Annotated in this window: 24 protein-coding genes and 1 pseudogene; 22 read left to right on the top strand and 3 right to left on the bottom strand. The window is 71.4% G+C overall.

All coding sequences use genetic code 11. The features are described from left to right. The first annotated feature begins 44 nt into the window (after window positions 1-44). Window positions 45-1289 (top strand): MFS transporter, encoded by a 1245-nt coding sequence (locus tag ACWDVW_RS06890; protein ID WP_449945639.1) that lies wholly within the window; start codon window positions 45-47, stop codon window positions 1287-1289. A 10-nt stretch (window positions 1290-1299) separates the two neighbouring features. Here ACWDVW_RS06890 and ACWDVW_RS06885 read toward each other — a convergent pair whose 3' ends face one another. Then, a complete protein-coding gene (locus tag ACWDVW_RS06885; protein ID WP_449945637.1) occupies window positions 1300-1776 on the bottom strand; it encodes a hypothetical protein in 477 nt (158 codons plus the stop codon). A 118-nt stretch (window positions 1777-1894) separates the two neighbouring features. On the opposite strand from ACWDVW_RS06885, the gene thrB reads away from it, so the two are divergent. The 4 genes from thrB (at window position 1895) to prfA (ending at window position 6956) form a co-directional block, all read left to right on the top strand. Beyond that, on the top strand, window positions 1895-2848 hold the full coding sequence (gene thrB, locus ACWDVW_RS06880) for a homoserine kinase (protein ID WP_449945635.1): 954 nt from the start codon (window positions 1895-1897) through the stop codon (window positions 2846-2848). A 296-nt stretch (window positions 2849-3144) separates the two neighbouring features. Next, complete coding sequence (rho, locus tag ACWDVW_RS06875) at window positions 3145-5214, top strand: transcription termination factor Rho (protein ID WP_449945633.1); 2070 nt, start codon at window positions 3145-3147, stop codon at window positions 5212-5214. A 334-nt stretch (window positions 5215-5548) separates the two neighbouring features. Beyond that, window positions 5549-5773 carry a 50S ribosomal protein L31 gene (rpmE, locus tag ACWDVW_RS06870; protein ID WP_350692447.1) on the top strand — a complete coding sequence of 75 codons (225 nt, stop codon included), beginning with the start codon at window positions 5549-5551 and terminating at the stop codon, window positions 5771-5773. 94 nt (window positions 5774-5867) lie between these two features. Further along, complete coding sequence (gene prfA / locus ACWDVW_RS06865; protein WP_449945631.1) at window positions 5868-6956, top strand: peptide chain release factor 1; 1089 nt, start codon at window positions 5868-5870, stop codon at window positions 6954-6956. 6 nt (window positions 6957-6962) lie between these two features. Here prfA and ACWDVW_RS06860 read toward each other — a convergent pair whose 3' ends face one another. Next, window positions 6963-8513, bottom strand: coding sequence for a diguanylate cyclase domain-containing protein (locus ACWDVW_RS06860; protein WP_449945629.1), 1551 nt, complete (start codon window positions 8511-8513; stop codon window positions 6963-6965). 75 nt (window positions 8514-8588) lie between these two features. Here ACWDVW_RS06860 and prmC point away from each other — a divergent pair, with 75 nt between their 5' ends. The 4 genes from prmC (at window position 8589) to ACWDVW_RS06840 (ending at window position 13011) form a co-directional block, all read left to right on the top strand. Further along, the gene (gene prmC, locus ACWDVW_RS06855) at window positions 8589-9548 is read left to right on the top strand and encodes a peptide chain release factor N(5)-glutamine methyltransferase (protein ID WP_449945627.1); all 960 of its coding nucleotides are present in this window, start codon (window positions 8589-8591) and stop codon (window positions 9546-9548) included. Further along, window positions 9548-10192 carry an L-threonylcarbamoyladenylate synthase gene (locus ACWDVW_RS06850; RefSeq protein WP_350693141.1) on the top strand — a complete coding sequence of 215 codons (645 nt, stop codon included), beginning with the start codon at window positions 9548-9550 and terminating at the stop codon, window positions 10190-10192. Before prmC ends, ACWDVW_RS06850 begins: the two co-directional genes overlap by 1 nt. Beyond that, complete coding sequence (locus tag ACWDVW_RS06845; RefSeq protein WP_449945625.1) at window positions 10193-10804, top strand: arsenate reductase/protein-tyrosine-phosphatase family protein; 612 nt, start codon at window positions 10193-10195, stop codon at window positions 10802-10804. A gap of 95 nt (window positions 10805-10899) precedes the next feature. Continuing rightward, window positions 10900-13011: a transglycosylase domain-containing protein gene (locus tag ACWDVW_RS06840; protein ID WP_449945624.1), complete on the top strand. Its 2112-nt coding sequence runs from the start codon at window positions 10900-10902 to the stop codon at window positions 13009-13011. A gap of 15 nt (window positions 13012-13026) precedes the next feature. Here the strand turns inward: ACWDVW_RS06840 and ACWDVW_RS06835 are convergent. Then, window positions 13027-14489, bottom strand: a pseudogene (locus ACWDVW_RS06835) (SDR family oxidoreductase). Between the two features lie 47 nt (window positions 14490-14536). Here ACWDVW_RS06835 and ACWDVW_RS06830 point away from each other — a divergent pair. The 13 genes from ACWDVW_RS06830 (at window position 14537) to ACWDVW_RS06770 (ending at window position 25509) form a co-directional block, all read left to right on the top strand. After that, window positions 14537-15823 (top strand): serine hydroxymethyltransferase, encoded by a 1287-nt coding sequence (locus ACWDVW_RS06830; RefSeq protein WP_449945622.1) that lies wholly within the window; start codon window positions 14537-14539, stop codon window positions 15821-15823. Continuing rightward, window positions 15820-16254 (top strand): hypothetical protein, encoded by a 435-nt coding sequence (locus tag ACWDVW_RS06825; protein WP_449945620.1) that lies wholly within the window; start codon window positions 15820-15822, stop codon window positions 16252-16254. The genes ACWDVW_RS06830 and ACWDVW_RS06825 overlap by 4 nt, the downstream gene beginning before the upstream one ends. A gap of 166 nt (window positions 16255-16420) precedes the next feature. Continuing rightward, the gene (locus ACWDVW_RS06820; RefSeq protein WP_131052266.1) at window positions 16421-16642 is read left to right on the top strand and encodes a hypothetical protein; all 222 of its coding nucleotides are present in this window, start codon (window positions 16421-16423) and stop codon (window positions 16640-16642) included. 42 nt (window positions 16643-16684) lie between these two features. Then, window positions 16685-17464 (top strand): F0F1 ATP synthase subunit A, encoded by a 780-nt coding sequence (gene atpB / locus ACWDVW_RS06815; RefSeq protein ID WP_449945618.1) that lies wholly within the window; start codon window positions 16685-16687, stop codon window positions 17462-17464. An 85-nt stretch (window positions 17465-17549) separates the two neighbouring features. Continuing rightward, window positions 17550-17774: an ATP synthase F0 subunit C gene (gene atpE / locus ACWDVW_RS06810; RefSeq protein ID WP_357210735.1), complete on the top strand. Its 225-nt coding sequence runs from the start codon at window positions 17550-17552 to the stop codon at window positions 17772-17774. Between the two features lie 29 nt (window positions 17775-17803). After that, window positions 17804-18334: a F0F1 ATP synthase subunit B gene (locus tag ACWDVW_RS06805; RefSeq protein WP_449945616.1), complete on the top strand. Its 531-nt coding sequence runs from the start codon at window positions 17804-17806 to the stop codon at window positions 18332-18334. After that, the gene (locus ACWDVW_RS06800; protein WP_449945614.1) at window positions 18334-19155 is read left to right on the top strand and encodes a F0F1 ATP synthase subunit delta; all 822 of its coding nucleotides are present in this window, start codon (window positions 18334-18336) and stop codon (window positions 19153-19155) included. Before ACWDVW_RS06805 ends, ACWDVW_RS06800 begins: the two co-directional genes overlap by 1 nt. A gap of 92 nt (window positions 19156-19247) precedes the next feature. Next, window positions 19248-20891: a F0F1 ATP synthase subunit alpha gene (gene atpA, locus ACWDVW_RS06795; protein WP_449945612.1), complete on the top strand. Its 1644-nt coding sequence runs from the start codon at window positions 19248-19250 to the stop codon at window positions 20889-20891. 9 nt (window positions 20892-20900) lie between these two features. After that, window positions 20901-21839: a F0F1 ATP synthase subunit gamma gene (locus ACWDVW_RS06790; protein WP_131052261.1), complete on the top strand. Its 939-nt coding sequence runs from the start codon at window positions 20901-20903 to the stop codon at window positions 21837-21839. Further along, entirely contained in the window at window positions 21839-23290 is a 1452-nt protein-coding gene (atpD, locus tag ACWDVW_RS06785) for a F0F1 ATP synthase subunit beta (RefSeq protein WP_449945610.1), read from the top strand. Before ACWDVW_RS06790 ends, atpD begins: the two co-directional genes overlap by 1 nt. Before the next feature lie 219 nt (window positions 23291-23509). Further along, a complete protein-coding gene (locus ACWDVW_RS06780) occupies window positions 23510-24664 on the top strand; it encodes an LCP family protein (RefSeq protein WP_449945608.1) in 1155 nt (384 codons plus the stop codon). An 89-nt stretch (window positions 24665-24753) separates the two neighbouring features. Next, the gene (locus ACWDVW_RS06775) at window positions 24754-25038 is read left to right on the top strand and encodes a F0F1 ATP synthase subunit epsilon (RefSeq protein ID WP_350692420.1); all 285 of its coding nucleotides are present in this window, start codon (window positions 24754-24756) and stop codon (window positions 25036-25038) included. Between the two features lie 12 nt (window positions 25039-25050). Continuing rightward, window positions 25051-25509, top strand: coding sequence for a DUF2550 domain-containing protein (locus ACWDVW_RS06770; RefSeq protein WP_350692419.1), 459 nt, complete (start codon window positions 25051-25053; stop codon window positions 25507-25509). Window positions 25510-25626: the final 117 nt, after the last annotated feature.

Genomic DNA, 25626 nt, shown 5'->3' with positions numbered 1-25626 from the left:
CGCCCCGACTCACCGGGGGAGGGCGGCCGGGTAGGGTCCGGCTCGTGGCGTCCACCGTCGGGGTCATCACCCGCAACCGGAACTTCCGCAGCCTCTTCCTGGCGCAACTGGTGGTCTTCGGCGCCGACTGGTTCGTGATGGTGCCGCTGCTGGTCCTGTTGCCGCAGCTCACCGGCAGCGGCGTGTGGGGCGCGCTGGTGCTGGCCGTGGACACCGGCATCGTGGCGTTGCTGCTGCCGTACACCGGGACCATCGCCGACCGGTTCGACCGTCGCAAGATCATGATCGCCGCGAACGCGGCCGCGCTGGTCGGCGCCCTGCTCCTGCTCGGCGTACGGGACGCCGGCACGGCCTGGCTGGCGATGCTCGGCATCGGCGTCATCGCGGTGGCCAAGGCGTTCTACTCCCCGGCCGCGCAGGCGGCCCTGCCGAACGTGCTCGACCCGGAGGAGTTGGCCGCGGGCAACGCGGTGGCCGGGTCGGCCTGGGGCACCATGACCGTCGTCGGCGCCTCCCTCGGCGGCGTCCTCAGCGCGGCCGCCGGGCCGTACGTCTGCTTCTGGGTCGCCGCCGTCGCGTTGGTGCTCGCCGCGGTGCTGGCCACCCGGATCCGCCGGCCCCTCCAGGCGCCGCGCGAGCGGGACGAGGCGCCGCCGCAGACCTGGGCGGCGATCCGCGAGGCGTTGGGCTACATCGCGCACCGCCCCCGGGTGCTGGCCCTGGTGACGGTGAAGTCGGCGGTCGGCCTGGGCAACGGCGTGCTGACCGTCTTCCCGCTGCTGGCCGGGGTGTACGGGGTCGGCGCGCTCGGCACCGGCCTGCTGTTCGCGGTACGCGGCGCGGGCGCGCTGGTCGGCCCGATCCTGATGCGTCGGGTGCTGACCAACCGGGCCTGGTTGCTGCCCGGACTGGCACTGTCCATGTCGGCGTACGGGCTCGCCTATCTGGGCACCTCGGTGGTGCCCTGGTTCCCGCTGGTGCTGGTGCTGGTGTTCGTGGCGCACTTCGCCGGTGGCAGCAACTGGGTGATGTCGAACTTCGCGTTGCAGGGTGAGGTGCCGGACCGGTTGCGGGGCCGGGTGTTCGCCACCGACATGATGCTGGCGACGCTGGCGATCTCGGTCAGCCAGCTCGCGGTCGCCTCGGTGGTGGACGTGGTGGACGAACGGATCGTGCTGGCCAGTTGCGGCCTGGTCACGTTGACGTACGCGATCGGCTGGCGGGTGGCCACCCGACGACTCTCGCTCGCCGCCGTGGCGCCGACCGTCGCCGAGACGACGACCCGGTAGAACCGCCCCGCTAGCGGGTGACGGTGGGCGGTCGGTACGGGTCCGCCGAAGGTCCGTACGGGTCGGCCGGCGGCTGGTACGCGTCCACCGGAGGTGGGTACGCGTCGGCCGGCGACGCATCCCAGGCTGCGGGGGCGCCCGGTCCGGTCGGGCCCGGTGCCGGGCCGCTCCGCCGGCCGGCCAACGCGGCCGCGATCAGCAGCCCGACCCCGGCCGGGAGGAGCAGCGCGTGGATCACTCCGACCACCAGGGACAGCGCGCCGAAGCGGGCGGGACCCTCGGTGGCCACCCAGGGCAGGGCGACCGACCACGCGGTGCTGAACAGCGTGAGGACCAGGAGGACGGCGAGCCCGGCCAGCAGCAGGCGGCGGACCGGCTCCGGCAGCCGCCCCCGGGCGGAGGCCGCCAGTACGCCGCCGGTGATCAGCACCGCCAGCGTCGGCAGCTCCATCGCCACCTGCACCAGCAGATACCTGAAGTCGTACATGCAGTCCTCCCGAAGCCGTCGGTCTGAGCAGACTAGGACCTGTCGGCAAGCGTGCTCAGGCGGAAGCTGCGTCCCAGGGGACGGGCGGCGTGCCGGACGTCGCCGCTGGGGCCCTAGCATGGGCGGCGTGCCGACCACATTCGCCGCCGGCCCGGTCCGGGTCCGGGTCCCCGCCACCAGTGCGAACCTGGGTCCCGGCTTCGACGCCCTGGGCCTCGCCCTCGCGCTCTACGACGACGTCGCCGCCGAGGTGACGGCGGGTGGCGTGACCGTCTCGGTGGCCGGTGAGGGCGCCGACGACCTGCCGGCCGACGACGGGCACCTGGTGGTACGCGCCATGCGGGCGACCTTCGACGAACTCGGCGGCCAGCCGTCCGGGTTGGCGTTGGAGTGTGTCAACCGGATCCCGCAGGCACGTGGGCTCGGTTCCTCCTCGGCGGCGATCGTGGCCGGCGTGCTGCTGGCCCGGGCCCTGGTGGTCGACGGGGAACAGCGGCTCGACGACGCCGCCGCGCTGCGGCTGGCCGCCCGGATCGAGGGACATCCGGACAACGTCGCGCCCTGTCTGCTCGGCGGGTTCACGCTGGCCTGGACGGAGTCCGCCGGTGCGCGGGCGGTGTCGTTGCCGGTGGCCGAGGGCGTACGCCCGACGGTGCTGGTGCCGACCGAGCGCGGGCTGACCGCCTCCGCGCGGGCGGCGCTGCCGGCGACCGTGCCGCACGCTGACGCCGCGCTCAACGCCGGGCGGGCGGCGCTGCTGGTGCACGCGTTGACCACCGCGCCGGATCTGTTGCTGCCGGCCACCGTCGACCGACTGCACCAGGGTTATCGCGCACCGTCGATGCCGGGTACGGCCGCAGTGGTCGACGAGTTGCGTGCGGCCGGTGTGGCCGCCGTGGTCAGTGGGGCCGGACCGACCGTGCTCGCTCTGTCTGAGCTGCCGGAAGGCTTCGACGCGGGAACAGAATGGCAGGTTCTGCAGTTGCCGATAGACGTGCCCGGCGCGCAGGTCGAGCAGGGTAGACTCGGACACGCGGAGCGGGACCCTGTTGCCGCAGGTCGGAAGAGTTGATTACGCTCTAGACTTAGCACAGCCGCGAAGCATGCGATCTCCTGCGGGTCGGCGCACCCCCGAAGCTTTCGGCGGTAAGCCCGTCACCCCTGCTTAGGCATACGCCGCACCGCAGTCTTCACTGGTCGCCGCAGACGGCGAAACCCGCTCTCCGGCTTCCTGGAGGGTCGGGCGACCGACCGGCTGCTGTGTCACAGACTCCCGCGAAGCGTCATGCGAGGCGGGTGCACCGAGGCCGCCCGGCCACCTGTTAGTCGATTCCGGGCAGTCCCGGCCTTATCGAGGGAAGGAATCCATTGAGCGACACCACCGACGTGACGTCGGATGTTTCCAACGTCGCTGGCGATGCCACCACCGCTGCCCCTGCCCGGCGTCGGCGCAGCGGCACCGGCCTGTCGGCGATGCTGCTGCCGGAGCTGCAGAGCCTGGCCGCGTCGCTCGGCATCTCGGGTACGGCTCGTATGCGCAAGGGCGAGCTGATCAGCGCGATCTCCGAGCGCCAGGGCAGCGCCGCCGGGGCCCCTCGACCACGGGCCGAGGTCGCGGCGGCCGCCGCACCGGTCCGCGAGGAGGTTCACGCGGAGGTTCGCGACGCGGGTGAGCGGCCGGAGGCCGAGCGCCGCGCCGAGCAACCGGCGGCGAGCGTCGAGACCGAGGGCCGTAGCCGGACCCGGCGCAGCCGGACCGCCGCTGCGGAGCCCCGGACCGAGGAGCCCCGCACCGAGGAGCCCGCCGCCGAGACCGGCGAGCGCACCGAGGGCCGGTCCGGCCGCGAGCGCGGTGCCGAGCGTGCGGAGCGGGGCGACCGCGCCGAGCGTGGCGACCGTGCCGAGCGCACCGAGCGTGCGGAGCGGGGCGAGCGCACCGAGCGCGGCACCGACCGTGCGGAGAAGACCGACCGCGCCGAGCGTGGCGAGCGTGGCACCGACCGCGCCGAGCGTGCGGAGCGGGGCGACCGTGGCGAGCGCACCGAGCGGGGCGAGCGCACCGAGCGCACCGAGCGGGGTGACCGTGGTGACCGCAACGACCGTGGTGACCGCAACGACCGTGGTGACCGCAGTGACCGGGGCGAGCGCGGGCAACGGGTCGATCGGGACAACGACGGTGACGACGACGAGGGCGGCGGTCGGCGTAGCCGGCGCAGCCGTTTCCGGGACCGTCGACGCGGTCGTGGCGACCGTAACGAGGGCGGTGGCGGCGACAGCGGCGGTCGCGAGCCGCAGGTCGGCGAGGACGACGTGCTCGTCCCGGTGGCCGGCATCGTCGACGTGCTCGACAACTACGCCTTCGTCCGGACCACCGGCTACCTGGCCGGCGCGAACGACGTGTACGTGTCGATGTCCCAGATCAAGAAGTACGGGCTGCGGCGCGGTGACGCGATCACCGGTGCGGTCCGCGCGGCACGCGACGGCGAGCAGCGGCGGGACAAGTACAACCCGCTGGTCCGGCTGGACACCATCAACGGGATGGAGCCGGACGAGGCCAAGCGTCGGCCGGAGTTCTACAAGCTCACCCCGCTGTACCCGCAGGAGCGGCTGCGGCTGGAGACCGAGCCGCACATCCTCACCACCCGGGTGATCGACCTGGTCATGCCGATCGGCAAGGGCCAGCGGGCGCTGATCGTCTCGCCGCCGAAGGCGGGTAAGACGATGGTGCTCCAGGCGATCGCGAACGCGATCACGCACAACAACCCGGAGTGCCACCTGATGGTGGTGCTGGTGGACGAGCGGCCCGAAGAGGTCACCGACATGCAGCGGTCGGTGAAGGGCGAGGTCATCGCGGCCACGTTCGACCGTCCGCCGCAGGACCACACCACCGTCGCCGAGCTGGCGATCGAGCGGGCCAAGCGCCTGGTCGAGCTGGGTCACGACGTGGTCGTCCTGCTCGACTCGGTGACCCGGCTCGGCCGGTCGTACAACCTGGCGGCGCCGGCCAGCGGCCGGATCATGTCGGGTGGTATCGACTCCACCGCGCTGTACCCGCCGAAGCGGTTCCTCGGCGCGGCCCGGAACATCGAGAACGGCGGCTCGCTGACCATCCTCGCCACCGCGCTGGTGGAGACCGGGTCGATGGCGGACACGGTCATCTTCGAGGAGTTCAAGGGCACCGGTAACGCGGAGCTGAAGCTGGACCGGAAGATCGCCGACAAGCGGACCTTCCCGGCCATCGACATCCACCCGTCCGGTACGCGCAAGGAGGAGATCCTGCTCGCGCCGGAGGAGCTGGCCATCGTGCACAAGCTCCGCAAGGTGCTGCACTCGCTGGACTCGCAGGCGGCACTCGACCTCCTGCTGGACCGGCTCAAGCAGTCCCGCACCAACATCGAGTTCCTGATGCAGATCGCCAAGTCGACGCCGGGGGAGTGACCTCCACCGGGTGAGACCTCCGTCGAAGGGGCGCGGCCGATCCGGTCGCGCCCCTTCGACGTACCGCCGGGGGTCTCTCTGCCGCCACGCCGGCCCCACGTGCCTCTCCTGTGCCGCCGGCATGTCGGCGGGTCGGAATGCGTCAGCCCGTGCGGGGAATGCGGAGAGCGGGTCCGGCGTTGACCTGGCCGACCAGCCGGTACGGCCCGCTTCGCGGGTCGGCTGGGCCCCATGGCAGACTGGTCAATCGGCCACCGGTTCCGGTTCACGCCCCGATCGCGCGCACTGGCGCGCGAGGGCGACCCGGCGACCTAGACGAGAGGACCGAGGCGAGATGAAGTCCAACATCCACCCGGAGTACGTGACCACGAACGTCACCTGCTCCTGCGGCAACAGCTTCACCACCCGCAGCACCGCGAAGGGCGGCTCGATCCACGTCGAGACGTGCAGCGCCTGCCACCCGTTCTACACGGGCAAGCAGCGCGTCCTGGACACCGCGGGCCGGGTCGCGAAGTTCCAGCAGAAGTACGCCAAGGTTCAGGCCAAGAAGGCCAAGTAGCTCCTGGTCCGACGCCCGCGTCCGGTTTCGCCCGGACGCGGGCGTCGTCCGTCTGTCGTCCGGTCTCCCCGCCGTCCAAGGAGCGATCCGCAGCATGAGCAGCGAGCGCCTGGCCGCCCTCCTCGACGAGTACGCCGAGCTGGAGAAGCGTCTGGCCGACCCCGCCATCCACGCCGACCAGGGCACCGCCCGTCGGGTCGGCCGCCGGTACGCCGAGCTGGTGCCACTGCACAAGGCCGCCGGGGAGTTGGAGCAGGCCCGGGCCGACCTCACCGCGGCACGGGAGCTGGCCGCCGAGGACGCGTCGTTCGCGGCCGAGGCGGAGACGATCGCGTCGACGCTGCCGGCCCTGGAGGAACGCCTGGCCGAGCTGCTCATCCCGCGCGACCCGCACGACGCCAAGGACGTCATCGTCGAGATCAAGGCCGGCGAGGGCGGCGAGGAGTCCGCGCTGTTCGCCGGTGACCTGCTGCGGATGTACACCCGGTACGCGGAGCGGCGGGGCTGGCTCACCGAGGTGATCGACGCGCAGGACTCCGACCTCGGCGGGGTCAAGGACGTCTCGCTGGCGATCAAGACCAAGGGTGTGCCCGACGGAGGCCACGGCGTCTGGTCCCGGCTCAAGTGGGAGGGCGGCGTGCACCGGGTGCAGCGGGTGCCGGTGACCGAGTCGCAGGGGCGGATCCACACCAGCGCGGCCGGCGTCCTGGTGCTGCCGGAGGCCGAGGAGGTCGACGTCACCATCGACCCGAACGAGCTGCGGATCGACGTGTTCCGGTCGTCCGGTCCCGGTGGCCAGTCGGTCAACACCACCGACTCGGCGGTGCGGATCACCCACCTGCCGACCGGGATCGTGGTCTCCTGCCAGAACGAGAAGTCCCAGTTGCAGAACCGGGAGCAGGCCCTGCGGATCCTGCGCGCCCGGCTGCTGGCCGCCGCGCAGGAGCAGGCCGACGCCGCCGCCTCGGACGCGCGCAAGGCGCAGGTGCGTACGGTGGACCGCTCGGAGCGGATCCGCACCTACAACTTCCCGCAGAACCGGATCACCGACCACCGGATCGGCTACACGGCGTACAACCTGGATCTGGCGTTGGCCGGCGACCTGGACGGTGTGCTCGACGCGCTCAGCGAGGCGGACCGCGCCGCCCGCCTGGCCGGCGACCCGGAGCTGATCCGCCGCTGACGCCGCTCAGGCGGAACGCGGCCGGGCCTTGGCCTGCAACATCTCGCGGTCGGCGGCCTCGAAGGCGGCGCCGAGCGCGTCCCGTTGCCCCGGCCCGGCAGCGCCGACCTCGGCGAAGCCGATGCTGACGCCGACCGGTGTGCCGGGCACCAGCGACTCCCAGTCCTCGGTCCGGATCGCGGCGTCGATCCGACGCGCCACCTCGGCGGCCTCGGACATCCCGGCACCGGCCAGCACCACCACGAACTCGTCGCCGCCGTAGCGGGCGACGAAGTCGCCCCGGCGCATCACCCGGTTGATCACCCCGGCGACGCGCTGGAGGACCAGGTCGCCCGAGTGGTGGCCGTGCCGGGTGTTGACCGCCTTGAAGCCGTCCAGGTCGCAGACGCCGATCACCACGCGCTCGCCCCGGGCGACCACCGAGGCGATGTACCGCTCCAGTCGGCGCCGGTTCGGCAGCCCGGTCAGCGGGTCGGTCAGCGCCTCGCCCTCGAACCGCGCGGCCTCGCGGCGCATCTCCTCGTGGTCGATCCGGGCGGCGATGCCGTCGATGTAGACGTCGCGGAGCCGGTCGTGCCGTTGCGCGGCGAGCCGGAAGGCCAGCCGGTCGGCGCGGTGCGCCGCCGCGTGGTCACCGGCGCGGGCCAGCGCGATGCTGCGCAGGCGGGCCGGTTCGGCCGCGCCGAGCGTCTCGGCGGAGACCTGGACGGCGTCGAGTCGGGTGACCGCCTCGATCGGCCGGCCGGCCGCCACGGCGAGGCAGGCCTGGCCGAGCTGGCGCATGTCGCGGGCCCGGGCGCTGTCCGCGCCGTGGCCGAGTAGACGGGCCGGGTCGGCGCCGGTGGGGGAGTCGATCTCGTCGCCGAGGGCGGCCCGACGGGCCGCCGCGTAGCCGTACGCGGCCAGGCTGCTCGGCCGCAGCCGGTCGGCGCGGCCGGCGGTGACGAACCGGTCGAGGTCGGTGGCGACGTCCCGCAGGACCCGCAGGCAGCCGTCGCTGTCGCCGGTGTGGTCCAGGGCGACCGCGTTGCGCAGTCGGATCCCGGGGGCGGCGAACGTCTCCTCCGGGATGCCGGCGGCGGTGCCGAGCTGGCGGGCCCGTTCGATCGCCCCGAGCGCGTAGCCGTGGAAGCTGAGGTAGGAGTACGCCATCGCCAGGTCGTGCCAGCCCCAGGCGGTGTCGCGGTCCGGGTCGTCGACCGCGCCCAGCGCCCGGGCGGCCTTCACCAGGTGCGTCACGCAGCGGTCCAGCGCGCCCTGGTGGTGGGCGGCCAGCGCGGCCAGCGCGTTGAGGTGACCGTGCAGGTACGGCTCGGCGAGGTCGCGTACGGCGGCGGACGCCTCCTCGATCGCCCGGGTGTACTCCGCCGTGCGACCGAGATTGATCAACGCGGAGAGCCGCTGGACGAGCGCGTCGGCGCGGACCCGGGAGTCGCTGCTGGTGCACAGCACCCGGTCCAGGATCGCGGACGCCTCGGCCGAGCGACTCACCTCCTGCAACGCCCGCGCCTTCGTCAGGGCGTCAACCTGGTCATCGACCCGGTCGAGCCAGCCCACCCCTCGACCTCCCGTCGGTGTGTCGCCGGATGCACCCGCTTATGCACGTGCACCGCGACGACTCATGATTATGGCGTGACCTCCGTGCCGCAACACCCGTCCGAAGGGACGAGACGAGATCGCCCCGCCGTCGTGCTGGCGCGGGCCGCCCGGATCCTGGCCGACGCCGGGCTGCCCTCGGCCCGCGCCGAGGCGGAACTCCTGGCCGCGTACGTGCTGGCGGTGCCCCGGGGGCGGCTGGCGCTCGCGGACGGCTTCACCGACGAGCAACGGGCCCGCTTCGAGGCGTTGGTGACCCGGCGTTCCCGGCGGGAGCCACTGCAACACCTCACCGGCAGCACCGGGTTCCGGCATCTGGAGCTGGCCGTCGGGCCGGGTGTCTTCGTGCCCCGTCCGGAGACCGAACTGCTCGCCGGCTGGGGCGTCGAGCGGGCCGCCGAGCGGGTGGCCGACGGGGAGACCCCGGTGGTGGTGGACCTGTGCAGCGGATCGGGTGCGATCGCGTTGTCGGTGGCGCAGGAGGTGCCGGACGCCCGCGTGGTGGCGGTCGAGCGCGCGCCCGCCGCGATGACCTGGCTGCGTCGCAACGCGGCGACCCGGGAGGCGGCGGGGGACCGGCCGATCGAGGTGGTTACGGCCGACGTGACCGCACCGGACCTGCTGGCGGAGCTGGTCGGTCGGGTGGACGTGCTGCTCTGCAACCCGCCCTACGTGCCGCTCGCGGTGGCCGTACCGCCGGAGGTGGCCGGGCACGACCCGGCCGAGGCGGTGTTCGGCGGGGACGACGGCCTGACCGTGATCCGTCCGGTGGTGCGGCGGGCGGCGGACCTGCTGCGTCCCGGCGGCGCCGTCGGCGTGGAGCACGACGACACCCACGGCACCTCGGTGCCCGAGCTGCTCGCCGCCGACGGTCGGTACACCGCGATCACCGCCCACCACGACCTCGCCGGCCGGTCCCGTTTCGCCACCGCGTCCCGTCGCACGGACCACCGGCGACCCGCGACGGGCGACACGTGGCAGACTGGCTCCTCGTGATGCTCTACGACTGCCGGTCCCTCGCCGACCGGGACCGCGGCATCGCTGCGGCCATCGAGGCGGTGCGCAACGGCGAACTGGTCGTCCTGCCGACCGACACCGTGTACGGGGTCGGTGCCGACGCGTTCACGCCGTACGCGGTGAAGGCTCTGGTGGACGCCAAGGGTGGGACGCAGGCGTCGCCACCGGTGCTGATCGGCTCCCGGCACACCCTCGACGGCCTGGTCTACACGCTGCCGCCCGCCGCCCGCGACCTGGTGGAGGCGTTCTGGCCGGGGGCGCTGACCATCCTGGTGAAGCACTCGGCGAGCCTGCGGTGGGACCTGGGCGACGACAGCGGGGTGGTGGCGGTCCGCATGCCACTGCACCCGGTGGCGCTGGAGGTGCTGCGGGAGACCGGCCCGATGGCGGTCGCCTCGGCCAACAAGATCGGCCGCCCGGCGGCGCAGACCGCCGACGAGGCGCGGGAGCAACTGGCGTACTCGGTGCGGGCGTACCTGGAGGCCGGACCGGCCGTCGACCCGGTGCCCAGCACGATCGTGGACCTGACCGGCGAGGTGCCGACGGTGGTCCGGGAGGGCGCCATCGACCTGGCCCGGCTGCGCGACGTGGTGCCGGAGCTGGTCGAGAGCCAGGTGGCGTAAATGCCTCCGTTCACCGTCCTGCACGTCTGCATGGGGAACATCTGCCGCTCGCCGATGGCGGAGCGGCTGCTCACCCTCGCGGTGGGTCAGCGGCTGGCCCGGCACGACCTCGACCCCGGCCGGGCCGAGGAACTGCTGCACAGCCACAGCGCGGGCACCGGTGGCTGGCACGCCGGCGAGGAGATGAACCCACCGGCGGCCCGCCAGGTGACCACCCGGGGCGGCGCGGTGACCGGCTTCGCCGCGCGGAAGCTGCGGTCCGACCACATCGACGCCGCGGACCTGGTCCTGACCGCCACCGCCGACCAGCAGGAGTACGTGGTGGCGCTGCGCCCCGACGCCGCCGCGCGCACCTTCGTGCTGGGCGAGTTCGGTCGGCTGCTGACCGCGCTGGACCGCGACGGGCTGCCTGCGGCCGAGGCCACCCCGGACGCGGTGTACGCCCGGGGCGTGGCGGTGGTGGAGGCTGCCCACCTCGCCCGCCAGGGCACGTCCCTGCTGCCCAGCGACGACCTCGACGATCCGTGGGGACGCGGCGACCAGTGCTTCAGCCGGGTGGCGGACGAGATCGAGGAGACGATCCACCCGCTCGCGGCGATCCTGTTGCCCTGATCGGTGAACTTCCTCCGGGTTTGAGGAAAACCGGGGTGCAAAGGGTGGTTAACGCCATTCTGGGAGGGTCCTGACGGCTCCTGCGGGGAGAGCTGATGACCCGGGCGTTCCTGCCGAAAGTGTTCACCGTCCTGCTGGCCGGCACGTTGGCCGGACTGGCCCTGGCGGTGGCGGCGCTGCCGGCCGCGCTGGTGTTCGGAATCGGCTTCTCGACGATGGCCGCGCCGTACACGGAGCTGCCCAACACGCTGCGGACACCACCGACGGCCCAGCGTTCCAACCTGTACGCCAAGGACGGCACCACCCTGATCACCTCCTTCTATCAGGAGGACCGGGTGGACGTGCCGCTGGACGAGGTGGCCCCGGTGATGCGCCAGGCCATCATCGCCGCCGAGGACATCCGGTTCCACGAGCACAGCGGGGTCGATCTGCGGGGCGTGGCGCGGGCCTTCGCCGCCAACCAGGGCGCCGGCGGCACCCGGCAGGGCGCCTCCACCCTGACCATGCAGTACGTCCGCAACGTGTTGAGCACGGACCCCCGGTTGACCGAGTCGCAACGGGCGGCGGCCACCGAGGTGAGCACCGCCCGCAAGATCCAGGAGATGCGGTACGCGCTGGCGCTGGAGCGGGAGCTGACCAAGGACCAGATCCTGACCCGGTACCTCAACATCGCGTACTTCGGTGCCGGGGCGTACGGGGTCGCCGCCGCCAGCAAGCGCTACTTCTCCACCTCGCCGGACCAGCTCACGCTGGCACAGTCGGCGATGCTGGCCGGGCTGGTCCGCTCCCCGCACACCGACGACCCGATCAACGGCGACGCGGACGCGGCCACCGCCCGCCGGGGGTACGTGCTGGACCAACTGGTCGGCACCGGTCAGGTCACCGCCGAGGCGGCGGACGCGGCGCGGGCCGAACCGCTGAGCCTGCGCCCCAGCGAGACGCCGAACGACTGCACGGCGGTGCCCTCGGGGCACAACGACTGGGGCTTCTTCTGCGACTGGTTCACCCGCTGGTGGAACGAGCAGAAGGCGTTCGGCGGCACGGTCGACGAGCGGCAGCGCACCCTGCGTCGGGGCGGTTTCACCATCGTCACCTCGCTCGACCCGAGCGTGCAGCGGGCCACGACCGAGCAGGTACGGCGGGTCTACTCGGTGGACGAGCCGTACGCCATGCCGACGGCGGTCGTCGAACCCGGCACCGGGCGGGTGCTCGCCATGTCGGTGAACCGCAACTACAGCGTCGAGGCCAACCCGCCCGGGCAGAAGAACTACCCGAACACGGTCAACCAACTCGTCGCCGGTGGCGGCACGATCGTGGGGTACCAGGCCGGTTCGACGTTCAAGCTGTTCACCATGCTGGCCGCGTTGGAGGCCGGGATGCCGCTGCGGACCGTCTACGACGCCCCGTCGCGCATCGTCACCGACTACCGCATCAGCGGCGAGACGAGCTGCGGCGGGTACTGGTGCCCGTCGAACGCCAACGTCTCGATGCGCGGTGAGCACGACATGTGGTCCGCGTTCGGCGAGTCGGTCAACACGTACTTCGTCTGGCTGACCGAGCGGGTCGGCGCCGACCGGGTGGTGGAGATGGCCGAGCGGCTCGGCATCGTGCTGCGGGCCGAGGACGACGTCCGGCTGGCCCGGCACGGCGCGCGCGAGTGGGGGCCGTTCACCCTGGGGGTGGCCGCCACCACCCCGCTGGACCTGGCCGGGGCGTACGCCACGCTGGCGGCCGAGGGGACGTGGTGCGCGCCCACCCCGGTCACCTCGATCGTCGACGGGACCGGCCGTCGGGTCACCACCGGCCAGCCGGACTGCCGCCAGGTGCTCGACGTCGACGTGGCCCGCGCGGCGGCGGACGCCGCCCGCTGCCCGGTCGGGGACCAGTCGATGTACCAGGGCTGCTACGGCGGCACCGCCTCCGCCCTGCGCGGTCAGCTCGGTCGGCCGGTGGCCGGCAAGACGGGCAGCTCCGAGCGGTACGCGACGGAGACCGTGGTGGCCTTCACCCCGCAGCTCGCGGCGGCGGCGATGGCGGCCAATCCCGACGAGCCGCAGGACGCGGTCGGTCGGGCGGTGCAGGGTCGGCTCGTGGAGGGAGTGGGGGAGATCCTCGCCTTCGCGCTGCGCGACGTGCCGCCCCGCGACTTCGTGCCGCCCAGCGAGACGACCGCGTGGCGGTACACCACCACCCGCAGCGGCGACTGAACGATCCCGCGTCGGTCAGCGCGCGGCCGGTGGCGCCTCGACGGCGGTCCGCTCGGCGTCGGCGGCGATGTTGCGGGCCATCCCGCCGAAGACCACCGCGTGGAACGGCGCCACCGCCGTCCAGTACGCGTGCCCGGCCAGTCCCCGGGGGAGGAACACGGCCCGCTGGCGGTACCGGACCTGTCCGTCGTCGTCGTGGCGTACCTGCATCTCCAGCCAGGCCCGGCCGGGCAGCCGCATCTCGGCCCGCAGCCGCAGCAGCTCACCGGGGACGATCTCCTCCACCCGCCAGAAGTCCAGCGCCTCGCCCACCCGCAGCCGGTGCGGATGCCGCCGACCCCGACGCCGCCCACCAGCCGGTCCAGCCAGCCGCGTACCGACCAGGCCAGCGGGAACGAGTACCAGCCGTGCTGGCCGCCGACCCCCTCGATGACCCGCCACAGCGCCTCCGGTGACGCCGTCACCGCCTGTTCCCGTACGTCGGTGTAGACGCTGCCGCCGCTCCAGTCCGGGTCGCTGGGCAGCGGCTCGGCCGGGGCGTCCCGGCCCGCCGCTGACGACCACCGGGTCTCCACCTCGGCGTCGCGGACCTTGGCCAGCGCCAGCTCGACCGCCCGGTCGAAGCCGGTCAACCCCTCCGGCGGGTCCGGCAGGTACGTCGCGATGTCGTGCTCGTGCGCCACCGCCTCGTGCACCAGGCTCTCCACCAGCGGACGGGCGAGCGCGTTCGGCACCGGCGTGACCAACCCGACCCAGTGCGAGGAGAGCCGGGGCGTCAGCGCGCGCACCGGCAGCAGGACCCGACGGCTCAGCCCGGCGACCCGGGCGTACCGCTGCATCATGTCGCCGAAGGTGAGCACGTCCGGGCCGGCGATGTCGAAGGCCCGGTTCACCTCCGGCGGCAGGGCCACACAGCCGACCAGGTAACGCAGCACGTCCCGGACGGCGATCGGCTGCACCCGGTTGGACACCCAGCGCGGGGTGACCATCACCGGCAGCCGTTCGGTCAGGTAGCGCAGCATCTCGAACGAGGCCGAGCCGGACCCGATGATCACCGCCGCGCGCAGCACCACCGTGGGCACGCCGCTGTCCAGCAGGATCCGGCCCACCTCGGTCCGCGAGCGCAGGTGCGCCGAGGAGGCGTCGCCGGCGGCCGGCTCCGGGCCCCCGAGGTAGACGATCCGGCGTACGCCCGCCGCGTGTGCCGCCTCCGCGAAGGCCGAGGCGGCGTGCCGGTCGGCGTCCTCGAAACCGGCCTGCCCGAGCGAGTGCACCAGGTAGTACGCGACGTCGACGTCGTCGAAGACCCCGGCCAGGCTCGCCGGCCGACTCAGGTCGCCCTCGGCGATCTCGACCTGCCCGGCCCACGGCACGTCCCGCAGCCGTCCGGCCCGCCGGGCCAGGCAGCGCACCGTGTGCCCCTCGGCCAGCAGGCGGGGCGCCAGCCGCCCGCCGATGTACCCCGTCGCACCGGTCACCAGGCATCTCACGGCCTCCAGTGTGCGGCCGAATAGACTCGGGCGCTGTGGAGACCGGTAAGGGCGCCTTCTGGGGGCCCGACTTCGAGCAGCTCAGCACCACCGACCCCGAGATCGCGGAGGTGGTGCTCGGCGAGCTGGACCGGCTGCGGGGCGGTCTGCAACTGATCGCCAGCGAGAACCTCACCTCCCCGGCGGTGCTGGCCGCGCTCGGCTCGACGCTGACGAACAAGTACGCCGAGGGCTACCCGGGTCGGCGCTACTACGGCGGGTGCGCCCAGGTGGACCGGGCCGAGGAACTGGGGATCGCCCGGGCCCGGGAGCTGTTCGGCGCCGAGCACGCCAACCTCCAGCCGCACTCGGGCGCGAGCGCCAACCTGGCCGCGTACGCCGCGCTGGTGCAGCCGGGTGACGCGGTGCTGGCGATGGAGTTGCCGCACGGCGGGCACCTGACCCACGGCAGCCGGGTGAACTTCTCCGGCACGTGGTTCGACACCGTCGGCTACACCGTCCGGCGGGACACCGAGCTGATCGACTACGACGAGGTCCGGGACCTGGCCCGGACGCACCGACCGAAGATGATCATCTGTGGTGCGACGGCGTACCCGAGGCTGATCGACTTCGCCCGGTTCCGGGAGATCGCCGACGAGGTGGGCGCGTACCTGATGGTGGACGCGGCGCACTTCATCGGACTGGTCGCCGGACAGGCCATCCCCTCCCCGGTCCCGTACGCCGACGTGGTCTGCGCGACCACGCACAAGGTGTTGCGCGGTCCGCGCGGCGGGATCATCCTCTGTCGCGAGTCGCTGGCCGAGCGGATCGACAAGGCGGTCTTCCCGTTCACCCAGGGCGGGCCGTTGATGCACGCGGTGGCGGCCAAGGCCGTCGCGTTGCGCGAGGCGGCGCAGCCGGAGTACCGCACATACGCCGCACAGGTGGTGGCCAACGCGCAGGCGCTCGCCGACGGGCTGGCGGCGGAGGGGATGCGGCCGGTCTCCGGCGGCACCGACACCCACCTGGCCCTGGTCGACCTGCGGGAGACCGGGGTGACCGGGGCGCAGGCCGAGGCCCGCTGCGACGCGGCGACCATCACGCTGAACAAGAACGCCATCCCGTACGACCCGCAGAAGCCGATGGTCGCCTCCGGCATCCGGGTGGGCACCCCGAGCGTCACCACGCAGGGCATGGGCGAGCCGCAGATGCGCCAGGTCGCCGAGCTGATCGCGCGGGCGGTACGCACCGACCCGGCGGCGCCGGGCGGCACCGACGAACTGGCCCGGGTGGCGTCCGACGTGACCGAGCTGGTCGCCGAGTTCCCGGCGTACCCCCGATGACCGAGCCTCGCGCGGGGGAGCCCGGCGCCATCCGGTCCCGCCTGCCGCACCTGCGCCTGCCGCTGCTGGCCTGCGCCGGGCTGGCCGTGGTCGGCGTACCGATCGCCGCGCTGCTGCGGGGCCCGACCGGCGCGGCCGGGGTGGCCGCCGGGATCGGCCTGGTGATGGTGAGCTACCTGGTCTCCGGGTTCTCGGTGGCCTGGGCGGACGCGGTCAGCCCGAAGATGGTCATGCCGGTCGGGCTGGTCACCTACGCCACCAAGATGGTGTTCCTGGGCATGGTGATGGCCGCCGTGGCGCGGACCGGCTGGCCCGGGCTGCCCGACATGGGGGTGGCGATCATCGCGGGCGTGCTGGTGTGGATCGTCGCGCACACCACCTGGGCCTGGCGCGCCCCGCTGCCCACCGTCGACCGGGCGTCGGGTCACTGACCGTACGGCCGGTGTTCGCCCGGCGTTTCGCCCCCCTTCCCGGCGGGCTCTGCAGGAGTAAGCTGAGCGCGGCTTGAGGCGCCGTATCGATCGCCCGCACGCTGCTCGGCAGTGTGGGGGGTGCCGCACACTCGCGAAACCCCCGGCTGATAAAGTTCGCCTCGTCATGGCCGACAACCCTCATCGCGGAAGCTCCGACGAGCACTCGTCGGAAGGCGTTGCCGGAGCCGTTCTTGGCTACCTGCTCGCCGGCATCCTGGTGTGGGGATTCCTCGGCTGGTTGGCGGGGACGCTCCTCGGCCTGCCGACCGGCATCGGGATCGGCGTGGGCATGATGCTCGGCGCAGCCGGAGCGATCTACCTGATCATGAAGAGGCTCGGTGCCTGAGTTTCGGCACGCGCGGGTCTGTCGAGTGCGGAGGATGACACGGTGAGCGCAGAGCTTGTCGCCGCTGAAGGGCTGCCCTGGCCCCCGGGGGTCTCGGACTTCTATCTGCCGGAAGTGGCCGGCCCATTCGTCACCAAGTTCACCCTCATGATCTGGCTGGCCGTCGGCCTGCTGATCATCTTTTTCATGGTCACCTATCGGAACCCGAAGCTGGTGCCGACCAAGGGCCAGTGGATGGCGGAGTCGATCTACGGCCTGGTCCGGGACAACATCGCCAAGGAACAGATGGGCAGCGCGGGCGTCAAGTTCGCGCCCTATTTCACGGTGCTGTTCTGCTACATCGCGCTGACCAACCTCTTCGGCATCATCCCGGGGTTGCAGATCTCGCCGAACTCGCACATCGCCTTTCCGATCGTGCTCGCGGCGATCACCTACGTGATGTACATCTACATGGGTATGCGTACGCACGGTGTGGGCGGCTACCTCAAGCAGAGCCTGATCCTGCCGGGCATCCCGTGGCCGATGCACATCCTGCTGATCCCGATCGAGTTCCTGCAGACCTTCATCAACCGGCCGGTCACGCTGGCGGTGCGTCTCTTCGCCAACATGTTCGCCGGTCACCTGATCCTGCTGGTCTTCACCATCGGTGGCTTCGTGCTGCTCGCCTCGGACAACATCTTCATCCAGGCGACCTCGATCTTCTCGTTCATCATGGCGATCGTGATGGCCTTCTTCGAGGTGCTGATCGCGCTGTTGCAGGCATACGTCTTCGTCACGCTGAGCGCCAACTACATGGGGTCGGCGCTCGCGACCGAACACTGATCCTTTTCGCGGGGCGCCCGCCCAAAGCTTCAGGTACGACCGGTACGCGTGAAACCTCACGTGTCAAACAGGAGGAATACCCGCAATGAGTGCTATTGCTGCGATCAGCGGTAACGTCAACACGATCGGCTACGGCCTCGCCGCTGTCGGCCCCGCGATCGGCGTGGCCCTGATCTTCGTGGCGTACATCAACTCCAGCGCCCGTCAGCCCGAGTCGGCCGGCTACAACCGGACCTGGCTGGTCCTGGGCTTCGCCCTGGTCGAGGCGCTCGCCCTGTTCGGCCTGGTGCTCGCCTTCGCCGTTAACTGACCGTCCGCTTCCCGACCCGGAGGTCTGAAATGTTTGTCGCCGCCGAAGGTGTGGAGCACCACCCGCTCGTGCCGCTGTGGCAGGAGCTGGTCATCGGGTCGATCGCCTTCGCCCTGCTCTGTTTCGTGCTGCTGAAGTTCGTCATGCCGCGCATCGAGGCGATGTACCAGGCGCGGGTCGAAGCGATCGAGGGTGGCCTCAAGCGCGCCGAGGCGGCGCAGGCTGAGGCCAACCAACTGCTCGAGCAGTACCGGGCCCAGCTCGCCGAGGTGCGTACCGAGGCGGCGCGGATCCGGGACGACGCCCGTGCCGACGCCGAGTCGATCCGCACCGACATCCTCGCCAAGGCTCGCGAGGAGTCCGACCGGATCATCGCCGCCGGCCGGGACTCGTTGGCTGTGGAGCGTGAGACCATCGTGCGCGAGCTGCGCGCGGAGGTCGGCGGTCTCGCGGTCGACCTGGCCGGTCGGATCGTGGGCGAGTCGCTCGCCGACGAGGCCCGCCGCAAGGGCACCGTCGAGCGGTTCCTCACCGACCTCGAGAGCGCGGGGGCCCGCTGATGCAGGCCGCCAGCCGGGAGTCCTACACCGCCGTGAGTCAGCGGCTGGAGGAGTACGTCCGGGGCGCCGATTCGACGGCTCTCGCCACCACCGGTGCCGAGCTGCTCGCCGTGGCGGACCTGCTGCGGCGGGAGGTCCGGCTGCGCCGGGCGCTCTCCGACCCGGCCCGTCCGGGTGCGGACCGCAGCGGCCTGCTCACCTCGGTGCTCTCCGGCAAGGTCGGCGCGGACACGCTCGACCTGCTCGGTGCACTGGTCGCCGGCCGGTGGTCGGCACCGTCGGAACTGCTCGACGGTGCCGAGCGTCTCGGTGTGCAGGCGCTGCTCGCCAGCGCCGACCGCGCCGACGACCTCGGTGAGGTGGAGGACGAGCTGTTCCGCTTCGGCCAGGTGGTCGCGGCGGACCGGCGGCTCTCCAACGCCCTGTCCGACCCGGCGGCACCGGTGGCCCAGCGGGCCGAGCTGATCGGGATGCTCCTGACGGGCAAGGCACGCCCGGTGACGGTGCGACTGGTGGAGGCGGCACTGGCCGGCTTCGGCGGTCGGTCGTTCTCCGCCGCGCTGTCCCGGCTGGTGGAGCTGGCGGCCGAGCGCCGTGACCGGCAGGTCGCGTACGTGACCGTCGCGGCCCCGCTGACCGCGGAGGAGGAGAGCCGGCTCACCAACCAGCTCTCGGCCATCTACGGCCGGGCGGTCGCGGTGAAGCTTACGGTTGACCCGACGATCCTCGGCGGAGCGAGCGTCCGGGTGGGTTCGGACCTGTACGACGGGACGATCCTGCGTCGCCTCAACGAGACCCGCAACGCGCTCGCGAAGCGCTGACCAGCACCCCGCGAAGCGCCCGGAATAACAGTCGACCCGAGGACCGGTCGGTACTAGGTATCCCGGGCCCCTGATACTTAAGGAAGCAGAGGATGGCCGAGCTGACCATCTCGACGGAGGAGATCCGCGGCGCCCTGGAGCGCTACGTCTCCTCCTATTCGCCCGACGTCTCCCGTGAGGAGGTCGGCACCGTCGCTGACACCGGCGACGGTATCGCCCACGTCGAGGGCCTGCCCTCGACCATGACCAACGAGCTGCTCGAGTTCGAGGACGGCACGCTCGGCGTGGCCCTGAACCTCGACGTCCGCGAGATCGGTGTCGTCGTCCTGGGCGACTACGCCGGCCTCGAAGAGGGCCAGCGGGTCAAGCGCACCGGCCGGGTGCTCTCCGTGCCGGTCGGTGACGCCTTCCTGGGGCGCGTGGTCAACGCGCTCGGCGCCCCGATCGACGGCCTCGGCGAGATCGCCGACGAGGGCTACCGCGAGCTGGAGCTCCAGGCCCCGAACGTGATGGCCCGGCAGTCCGTCTCCGAGCCGATGCAGACCGGCATCAAGGCCATCGACGCGATGACCCCGATCGGTCGTGGTCAGCGGCAGCTGATCATCGGTGACCGGAAGACCGGCAAGACCACGGTCGCCCTGGACGCCATCCTCAACCAGCGCGAGAACTGGGCCTCCGGCGACCCGACGAAGCAGGTCCGCTGCATCTACGTCGCCATCGGCCAGAAGGCCTCCACCATCGCCTCCATCAAGGGGCAGTTGGAGGAGGCGGGCGCGATGGAGTACACCACCATCGTCGCCTCCCCGGCCTCCGACCCGGCCGGCTTCAAGTACCTCTCCCCGTACACCGGCTCGGCCATCGGTCAGCACTGGATGTACGGCGGCAAGCACGTCCTGATCGTCTTCGACGACCTGAGCAAGCAGGCCGAGGCGTACCGGGCCGTGTCGCTGCTGCTGCGTCGCCCGCCGGGCCGTGAGGCGTACCCGGGTGACGTCTTCTACCTGCACTCCCGTCTGCTGGAGCGCTGCGCGAAGCTCTCCGACGAGATGGGCGGCGGGTCGATGACCGGTCTGCCGATCATCGAGACGAAGGCCAACGACATCTCGGCCTTCATCCCGACCAACGTCATCTCGATCACCGACGGCCAGATCTTCCTGGAGACCGACCTGTTCAACCAGGGCGTCCGGCCGGCGATCAACGTCGGTACCTCGGTCTCCCGGGTCGGTGGCGCGGCGCAGGTGAAGCCGATGAAGAAGGTCTCCGGTTCGCTGCGGCTGAACCTGGCCCAGTACCGCGAGCTGGAGGCGTTCGCCGCCTTCGCCTCCGACCTGGACAAGGCCTCCCGCGCCCAGCTGGACCGTGGTGCCCGCCTGGTCGAGCTGCTCAAGCAGCCGAACTACTCGCCGTACTCGGTGCAGGAGCAGGTCATCGCGGTCTGGTCCGGCACCGAGGGCAAGCTGGACGACGTCCCCGTCGGTGACGTGCGGCGCTTCGAGACCCAGTTCCTGGAGCACCTGCGGCGCAAGCACAACGCCACGCTGCTGGCGATCGCCGACAACAAGTGGGACGACGAGATCATCGCTACCCTCGACGCGGCCGTCACGGAGTTCAAGCAGGGCTTCCTCGGCCGGGAGGACGAGCGCACGATCAACGAGGCGCCGGCGGCGCCGCTGGAGGGCGAGGCCGAGCAGGAGACGGTCACCCGCTACAGCGCAGCGCCGGCCCAGAAGCGTTAGGGCCGGGCCATGGCGGCGCAGGTACGTGTTCTTCGTCAACGCATTCGCTCGGCGAAGGGGATGAAGAAGATCACCAAGGCGATGGAGCTCGTGGCGACGAGCCGGATCGCCAAGGCCCAGGCCCGGGTGGAGGCGTCCCTGCCGTACGCCCGGGCCATCACCGGCGTGCTCACGGCGCTGGCGTCCAACGCGTCGGTCGACCACCCGTTGCTGACCCCGCGCGAGCGGGTGCGGCGGGCGGGCGTGCTGCTGGTGACCGCCGACCGGGGTCTGGCTGGCGGTTACAGCTCCAACGCCATCAAGACGGCGGAGTCGCTGGTCGCGCGGCTCAAGGAGGACGGCAAGGAGCCGGTGCTCTACGTCGTCGGGCGCAAGGGCGTGTCGTTCTACCGGTTCCGTAACCGGCCGATCGAGGCGAGCTGGACGGGCTTCTCCGAGCAGCCGTCGTTCGCCGACGCCCGCGAGGTGGGCGAGACGCTGGTGAAGGCGTTCTCGGCCGGCGCGGACGACCTCGACGGCGGTCCGGGTGCGGACGGGGTGCTCGGGGTGGACGAGTTGCACATCGTCTTCACCGAGTTCAAGTCCCTGATGACCCAGACGCCGGTGACCCGGATCATCGGTCCGCTGCAGGTGGAGGAGCGGCCTCGGTCGGAGGCGGCCCCTGGGCTGCTGCCGGACTACGAGTTCGAGCCGAACCCGGAGGAACTGCTCGACGCGTTGCTGCCGAAGTACATCAACACGCGGATCTACGCGGCGTTGCTGGAGTCGGCGGCCAGCGAGTCGGCGGCTCGGCGGCGGGCGATGAAGAGCGCCACCGACAACGCCGAAGAGATGATCGACAAGTACACGCGTGAGATGAACTCGGCCCGCCAGGCCGGGATCACCCAGGAGATCAGTGAGATCGTCGGCGGCGCCAACGCGCTGGCCGCGTCGGGAAGTGAAGTGTGATGACTGTTTCCACTGCTGGAGGACCAGCCGAGACCACGACCGCCACCGGTCGCGTGGTCCGGGTCATCGGCCCGGTCGTCGACGCCGAGTTCCCGCGCGACGCCATGCCGGACCTTTACAACGCCCTGCACGTGAACGTGTCCCTCTCCGGGGGTGAGAAGACGCTGACCCTGGAGGTCGCCCAGCACCTGGGTGACAACCTGGTCCGCGCGATCTCGATGCAGCCGACCGACGGTCTGGTCCGGGGCGCCGAGGTGCGGGACACCGCCTTCCCGATCCGGGTGCCGGTCGGCGACGCGGTCAAGGGCCACGTCTTCAACGCGATCGGCGAGTGCCTCAACCTCACCGAGGGCGAGACCATCTCCGCCGACGACCACTGGGGCATCCACCGCAAGGCTCCGGCCTTCGCGGACCTGGAGCCGAAGACCGAGATGCTGGAGACCGGCATCAAGGTCATCGACCTGCTCGCCCCGTACGTCAAGGGCGGCAAGATCGGCCTGTTCGGCGGTGCCGGCGTGGGCAAGACGGTGCTCATCCAGGAGATGATCACCCGTGTCGCCCGGAACTTCGGTGGTACCTCCGTCTTCGCCGGTGTGGGGGAGCGGACCCGTGAGGGCAACGACCTCATCCACGAGATGACCGAGTCCGGCGTCATCGACAAGACCGCTCTGGTCTTCGGTCAGATGGACGAGCCGCCGGGCACCCGGCTGCGCGTCGCGCTCTCCGCGCTGACCATGGCGGAGTACTTCCGTGACGTGCAGAAGCAGGAGGTGCTGCTCTTCATCGACAACATCTTCCGTTTCACCCAGGCCGGTTCCGAGGTCTCCACCCTGCTGGGCCGGATGCCCAGCGCGGTGGGTTACCAGCCGACCCTGGCCGACGAGATGGGCGAGCTCCAGGAGCGGATCACGTCCGTCAAGGGCCAGGCCATCACCTCGATGCAGGCGATCTACGTGCCGGCGGACGACTACACCGACCCCGCTCCGGCCACCACCTTCGCCCACCTGGACGCCACCACCAACCTGGAGCGGTCCATCTCCGACAAGGGCATCTACCCGGCGGTGGACCCGCTGGCGTCCTCGTCGCGGATCCTCGCCCCGGAGTTCGTCGGCCAGGAGCACTTCCAGGTGGCCAGTGAGGTCAAGCGGATCCTCCAGCGCTACAAGGACCTGCAGGACATCATCGCCATCCTCGGTATCGAGGAACTCTCCGAGGAAGACAAGATCACGGTCCAGCGGGCCCGTCGGATCGAGCGCTTCCTGTCGCAGAACACCTACGCGGCGGAGCAGTTCACCGGTGTGCCGGGCTCGACGGTCCCGATCAAGGAGACCATCGAGGCGTTCCGGAAGATCAGCGAGGGCGAGTACGACCACTTCCCCGAGCAGGCGTTCTTCATGTGCGGTGGGCTCGACGACCTGGAGAAGAAGGCCGCCGAGCTGATGAAGGGCTGACCCTTCGGTTCGAACGGAGAAAGGCCGTCCCGGTTCACGCCGGGACGGTCTTTCGTTCATCTACGGGACGTACCATGCTCGCTGCCCGGTTTCCCGTGCTCGGCGATCACGCCGCGCCCGAGATACCGTCTAGTCCAGCTCAGGCGCGGATGAGCGGCGAACGACTTAAACCTTTCGGCTACGCGCACCCGTACCCTCCCGGGGGCGCGACGAACGGAGATGCTTGTGGGTAAGGCCGGCAGGGGCGGTACGCGCGGCACGCGTGGTGGCAAGAAGAGGTCGATCTGGCAGGGCGTACCGCTGTGGGCGAAGCTCTGCACCATCTTCGGGGTGGTGCTGATGATGGTCAGCGGCACGTCGCTGGTGGGCGCCGAGGCGCTGATGGCCCGCTACGAGGGGGCGATCGGCAAGGCCGACCTCTTCGGTGACCAGGCGGCGGGCGAGGCCAAGAGCGACATCGAGGGCCCGCTCAACATCCTGCTGGTCGGCATCGACCCGGTCCGGGACGACCGTCCGCCGCTGAGCGACGCCATCATGATCCTGCACGTGCCGAAGGAGATGGACCGGGCGTACCTCTTCTCCCTGCCGCGGGACCTGTACGTCGAGATCCCCGCGTTCCCCAAGGCGAACTTCAACGGCAGCACCACCAAGCTGAACGCGGCGATGTCCTTCGGCAGCCGGGTGCCCGACGGAAAGCCGGATGCGGCACGCGGCTTCGAGCTGCTCGCCCTCACCGCGCAGGAAGTCACCGGCATCGAGCGCTTCGACGCCGGCGCGATCATCAACTTCTCCGGCTTCCAGAAGATCGTCGACGCGATGGGCGGCGTCACGATGAACATCGAGCGGGAGGTCCGTTCCCGGCACCGCCAGCCGGACGGCAAGCACCGTGAGGGTCGGCCCGGCGGTGGGGGCTACATCGGGCCGCAGGCGATCTACCCGAAGGGCAAGCAGCACCTGCAGGGTTGGCAGGCGCTGGACTACGTCCGCCAGCGCTACCCGGAGAACGGCGTGCCGGACGGCGACTACGGCCGGCAGCGGCACCAGCAGCAGTTCGTCAAGGCGATGGCCGGTCAGGCGCTCAGCGCCGACGTGGTGACCAACCCGGTGAAGCTGGACCGGGTGCTGCGGGCGGCCGGCGAATCGCTGATCTTCAGCGGCCGGGGAAACAGCGTGATCGACTTCGGTCTCGCGCTCAAGGACATCCGGCCCGGCAACATCCAGATGATCAAGCTGCCGGGTGGCAGCATCATGCAGAACGGCAAGTACCTCGGCGAACGGTTCGAGCCCGAGGTGGACGACTTCTTCGTCGCCCTGGAACGGGAACTCCTGGACCCGTTCCTCCTCGAACATCCCAAGTTCGTCAACAAGAGCTGATCGGGGCGTGGCCCCCGGCACCCGCATGAAGCACAGGTCAGGGCCGCGACTAGACTTTCCCCAATCCGCCGCCTCAGCAAGGAGACAGCGTGGCACAGCACCTTAACGTCCAGCTCGTGGCCGTCGAGGAGAAGGTCTGGTCGGGCGAGGCCGAGATGGTCATGGCCCGCACGACCGAGGGTGAGTTGGGTGTGCTGCCGGGGCACGCGCCCCTGCTCGGCCAGCTCGCCGACTCCGGCCAGGTGCGCATCAAGCTGCCCGGCGGTGAGCAGGTCGTCTACGAGGTGGCCGGCGGCTTCCTCTCGGTGAACGAGCGGGGCGTGACCGTACTCGCCGAGACCGCGACCCCGGCCTCCGCCTCCCAGGGCAACTGAGCCGACCCGCCGATGGAGATCGTCGAAGGGATCGGAATCGGCGTCGCCGTGATCCTCGGCGCGATCCTGGTCCTCTTCGTCCGGCGGGCGCTGGTGACCCGCAGCGGCGGGATCATCCGACTCAGCGTCCGGACCTCCACCATGCTCGACGGCCGGGGCTGGGCACCCGGCTTCGGCCGTTTCGCCGGTGACGAGCTCCGCTGGTACCGGCTGGTGAGCTTCGCCGTACGCCCCAAGCGGGTGCTGTCCCGCGAGGGCCTGACCGTGGAACGACGACGGCTGCCCGAGGGGCAGGAGCGAATGTCCATGCCGTCGGACTGGATCATCCTCCGGTGTAACTGCGGACATGCTCCGGTCGAGATCGCCATGGCGCGATCCACCGTCACCGGATTCCTCTCCTGGCTCGAAGCCGCTCCCCCGGGGGCGGCTTCGCCGCGTCTGGCGTCTTCTCAGGATTGGCCTGCTGCCTGAATCTCGCCGTTGTCGGGGTGGGGGTTTCCGGGGCTCGGGTGGGGTTTCCGGGGGAGCCCACCCGCTCCGGGCGGTCAGGCTTGATCAGAGCGGACGAGCGTCGGGGGGGGAAAGAGT

The organism is Micromonospora sp. NPDC003241, assembly GCF_053589795.1.
Note: the sequence above shows the minus strand (reverse complement) of the source record. Positions and strands in the feature narration are given on the sequence as shown.

Bases quoted from the DNA above. Each gene is read 5' to 3' on its own strand.
- ACWDVW_RS06885 (WP_449945637.1), bottom strand. From the start codon at position 1,776: ATGTACGACTTCAGGTATCTGCTGGTGCAGGTGGCGATGGAGCTGCCG.
- thrB (WP_449945635.1), top strand. From the start codon at position 1,895: ATGGGCGGCGTGCCGACCACATTCGCCGCCGGCCCGGTCCGGGTCCGG.
- rpmE (WP_350692447.1), top strand. From the start codon at position 5,549: ATGAAGTCCAACATCCACCCGGAGTACGTGACCACGAACGTCACCTGC.
- prfA (WP_449945631.1), top strand. From the start codon at position 5,868: ATGAGCAGCGAGCGCCTGGCCGCCCTCCTCGACGAGTACGCCGAGCTG.
- ACWDVW_RS06850 (WP_350693141.1), top strand. From the start codon at position 9,548: ATGCTCTACGACTGCCGGTCCCTCGCCGACCGGGACCGCGGCATCGCT.
- ACWDVW_RS06845 (WP_449945625.1), top strand. From the start codon at position 10,193: ATGCCTCCGTTCACCGTCCTGCACGTCTGCATGGGGAACATCTGCCGC.
- ACWDVW_RS06840 (WP_449945624.1), top strand. From the start codon at position 10,900: ATGACCCGGGCGTTCCTGCCGAAAGTGTTCACCGTCCTGCTGGCCGGC.
- ACWDVW_RS06825 (WP_449945620.1), top strand. From the start codon at position 15,820: ATGACCGAGCCTCGCGCGGGGGAGCCCGGCGCCATCCGGTCCCGCCTG.
- ACWDVW_RS06820 (WP_131052266.1), top strand. From the start codon at position 16,421: ATGGCCGACAACCCTCATCGCGGAAGCTCCGACGAGCACTCGTCGGAA.
- atpE (WP_357210735.1), top strand. From the start codon at position 17,550: ATGAGTGCTATTGCTGCGATCAGCGGTAACGTCAACACGATCGGCTAC.
- ACWDVW_RS06805 (WP_449945616.1), top strand. From the start codon at position 17,804: ATGTTTGTCGCCGCCGAAGGTGTGGAGCACCACCCGCTCGTGCCGCTG.
- ACWDVW_RS06800 (WP_449945614.1), top strand. From the start codon at position 18,334: ATGCAGGCCGCCAGCCGGGAGTCCTACACCGCCGTGAGTCAGCGGCTG.
- atpA (WP_449945612.1), top strand. From the start codon at position 19,248: ATGGCCGAGCTGACCATCTCGACGGAGGAGATCCGCGGCGCCCTGGAG.
- ACWDVW_RS06790 (WP_131052261.1), top strand. From the start codon at position 20,901: ATGGCGGCGCAGGTACGTGTTCTTCGTCAACGCATTCGCTCGGCGAAG.
- atpD (WP_449945610.1), top strand. From the start codon at position 21,839: ATGACTGTTTCCACTGCTGGAGGACCAGCCGAGACCACGACCGCCACC.
- ACWDVW_RS06780 (WP_449945608.1), top strand. From the start codon at position 23,510: ATGCTTGTGGGTAAGGCCGGCAGGGGCGGTACGCGCGGCACGCGTGGT.
- ACWDVW_RS06770 (WP_350692419.1), top strand. From the start codon at position 25,051: ATGGAGATCGTCGAAGGGATCGGAATCGGCGTCGCCGTGATCCTCGGC.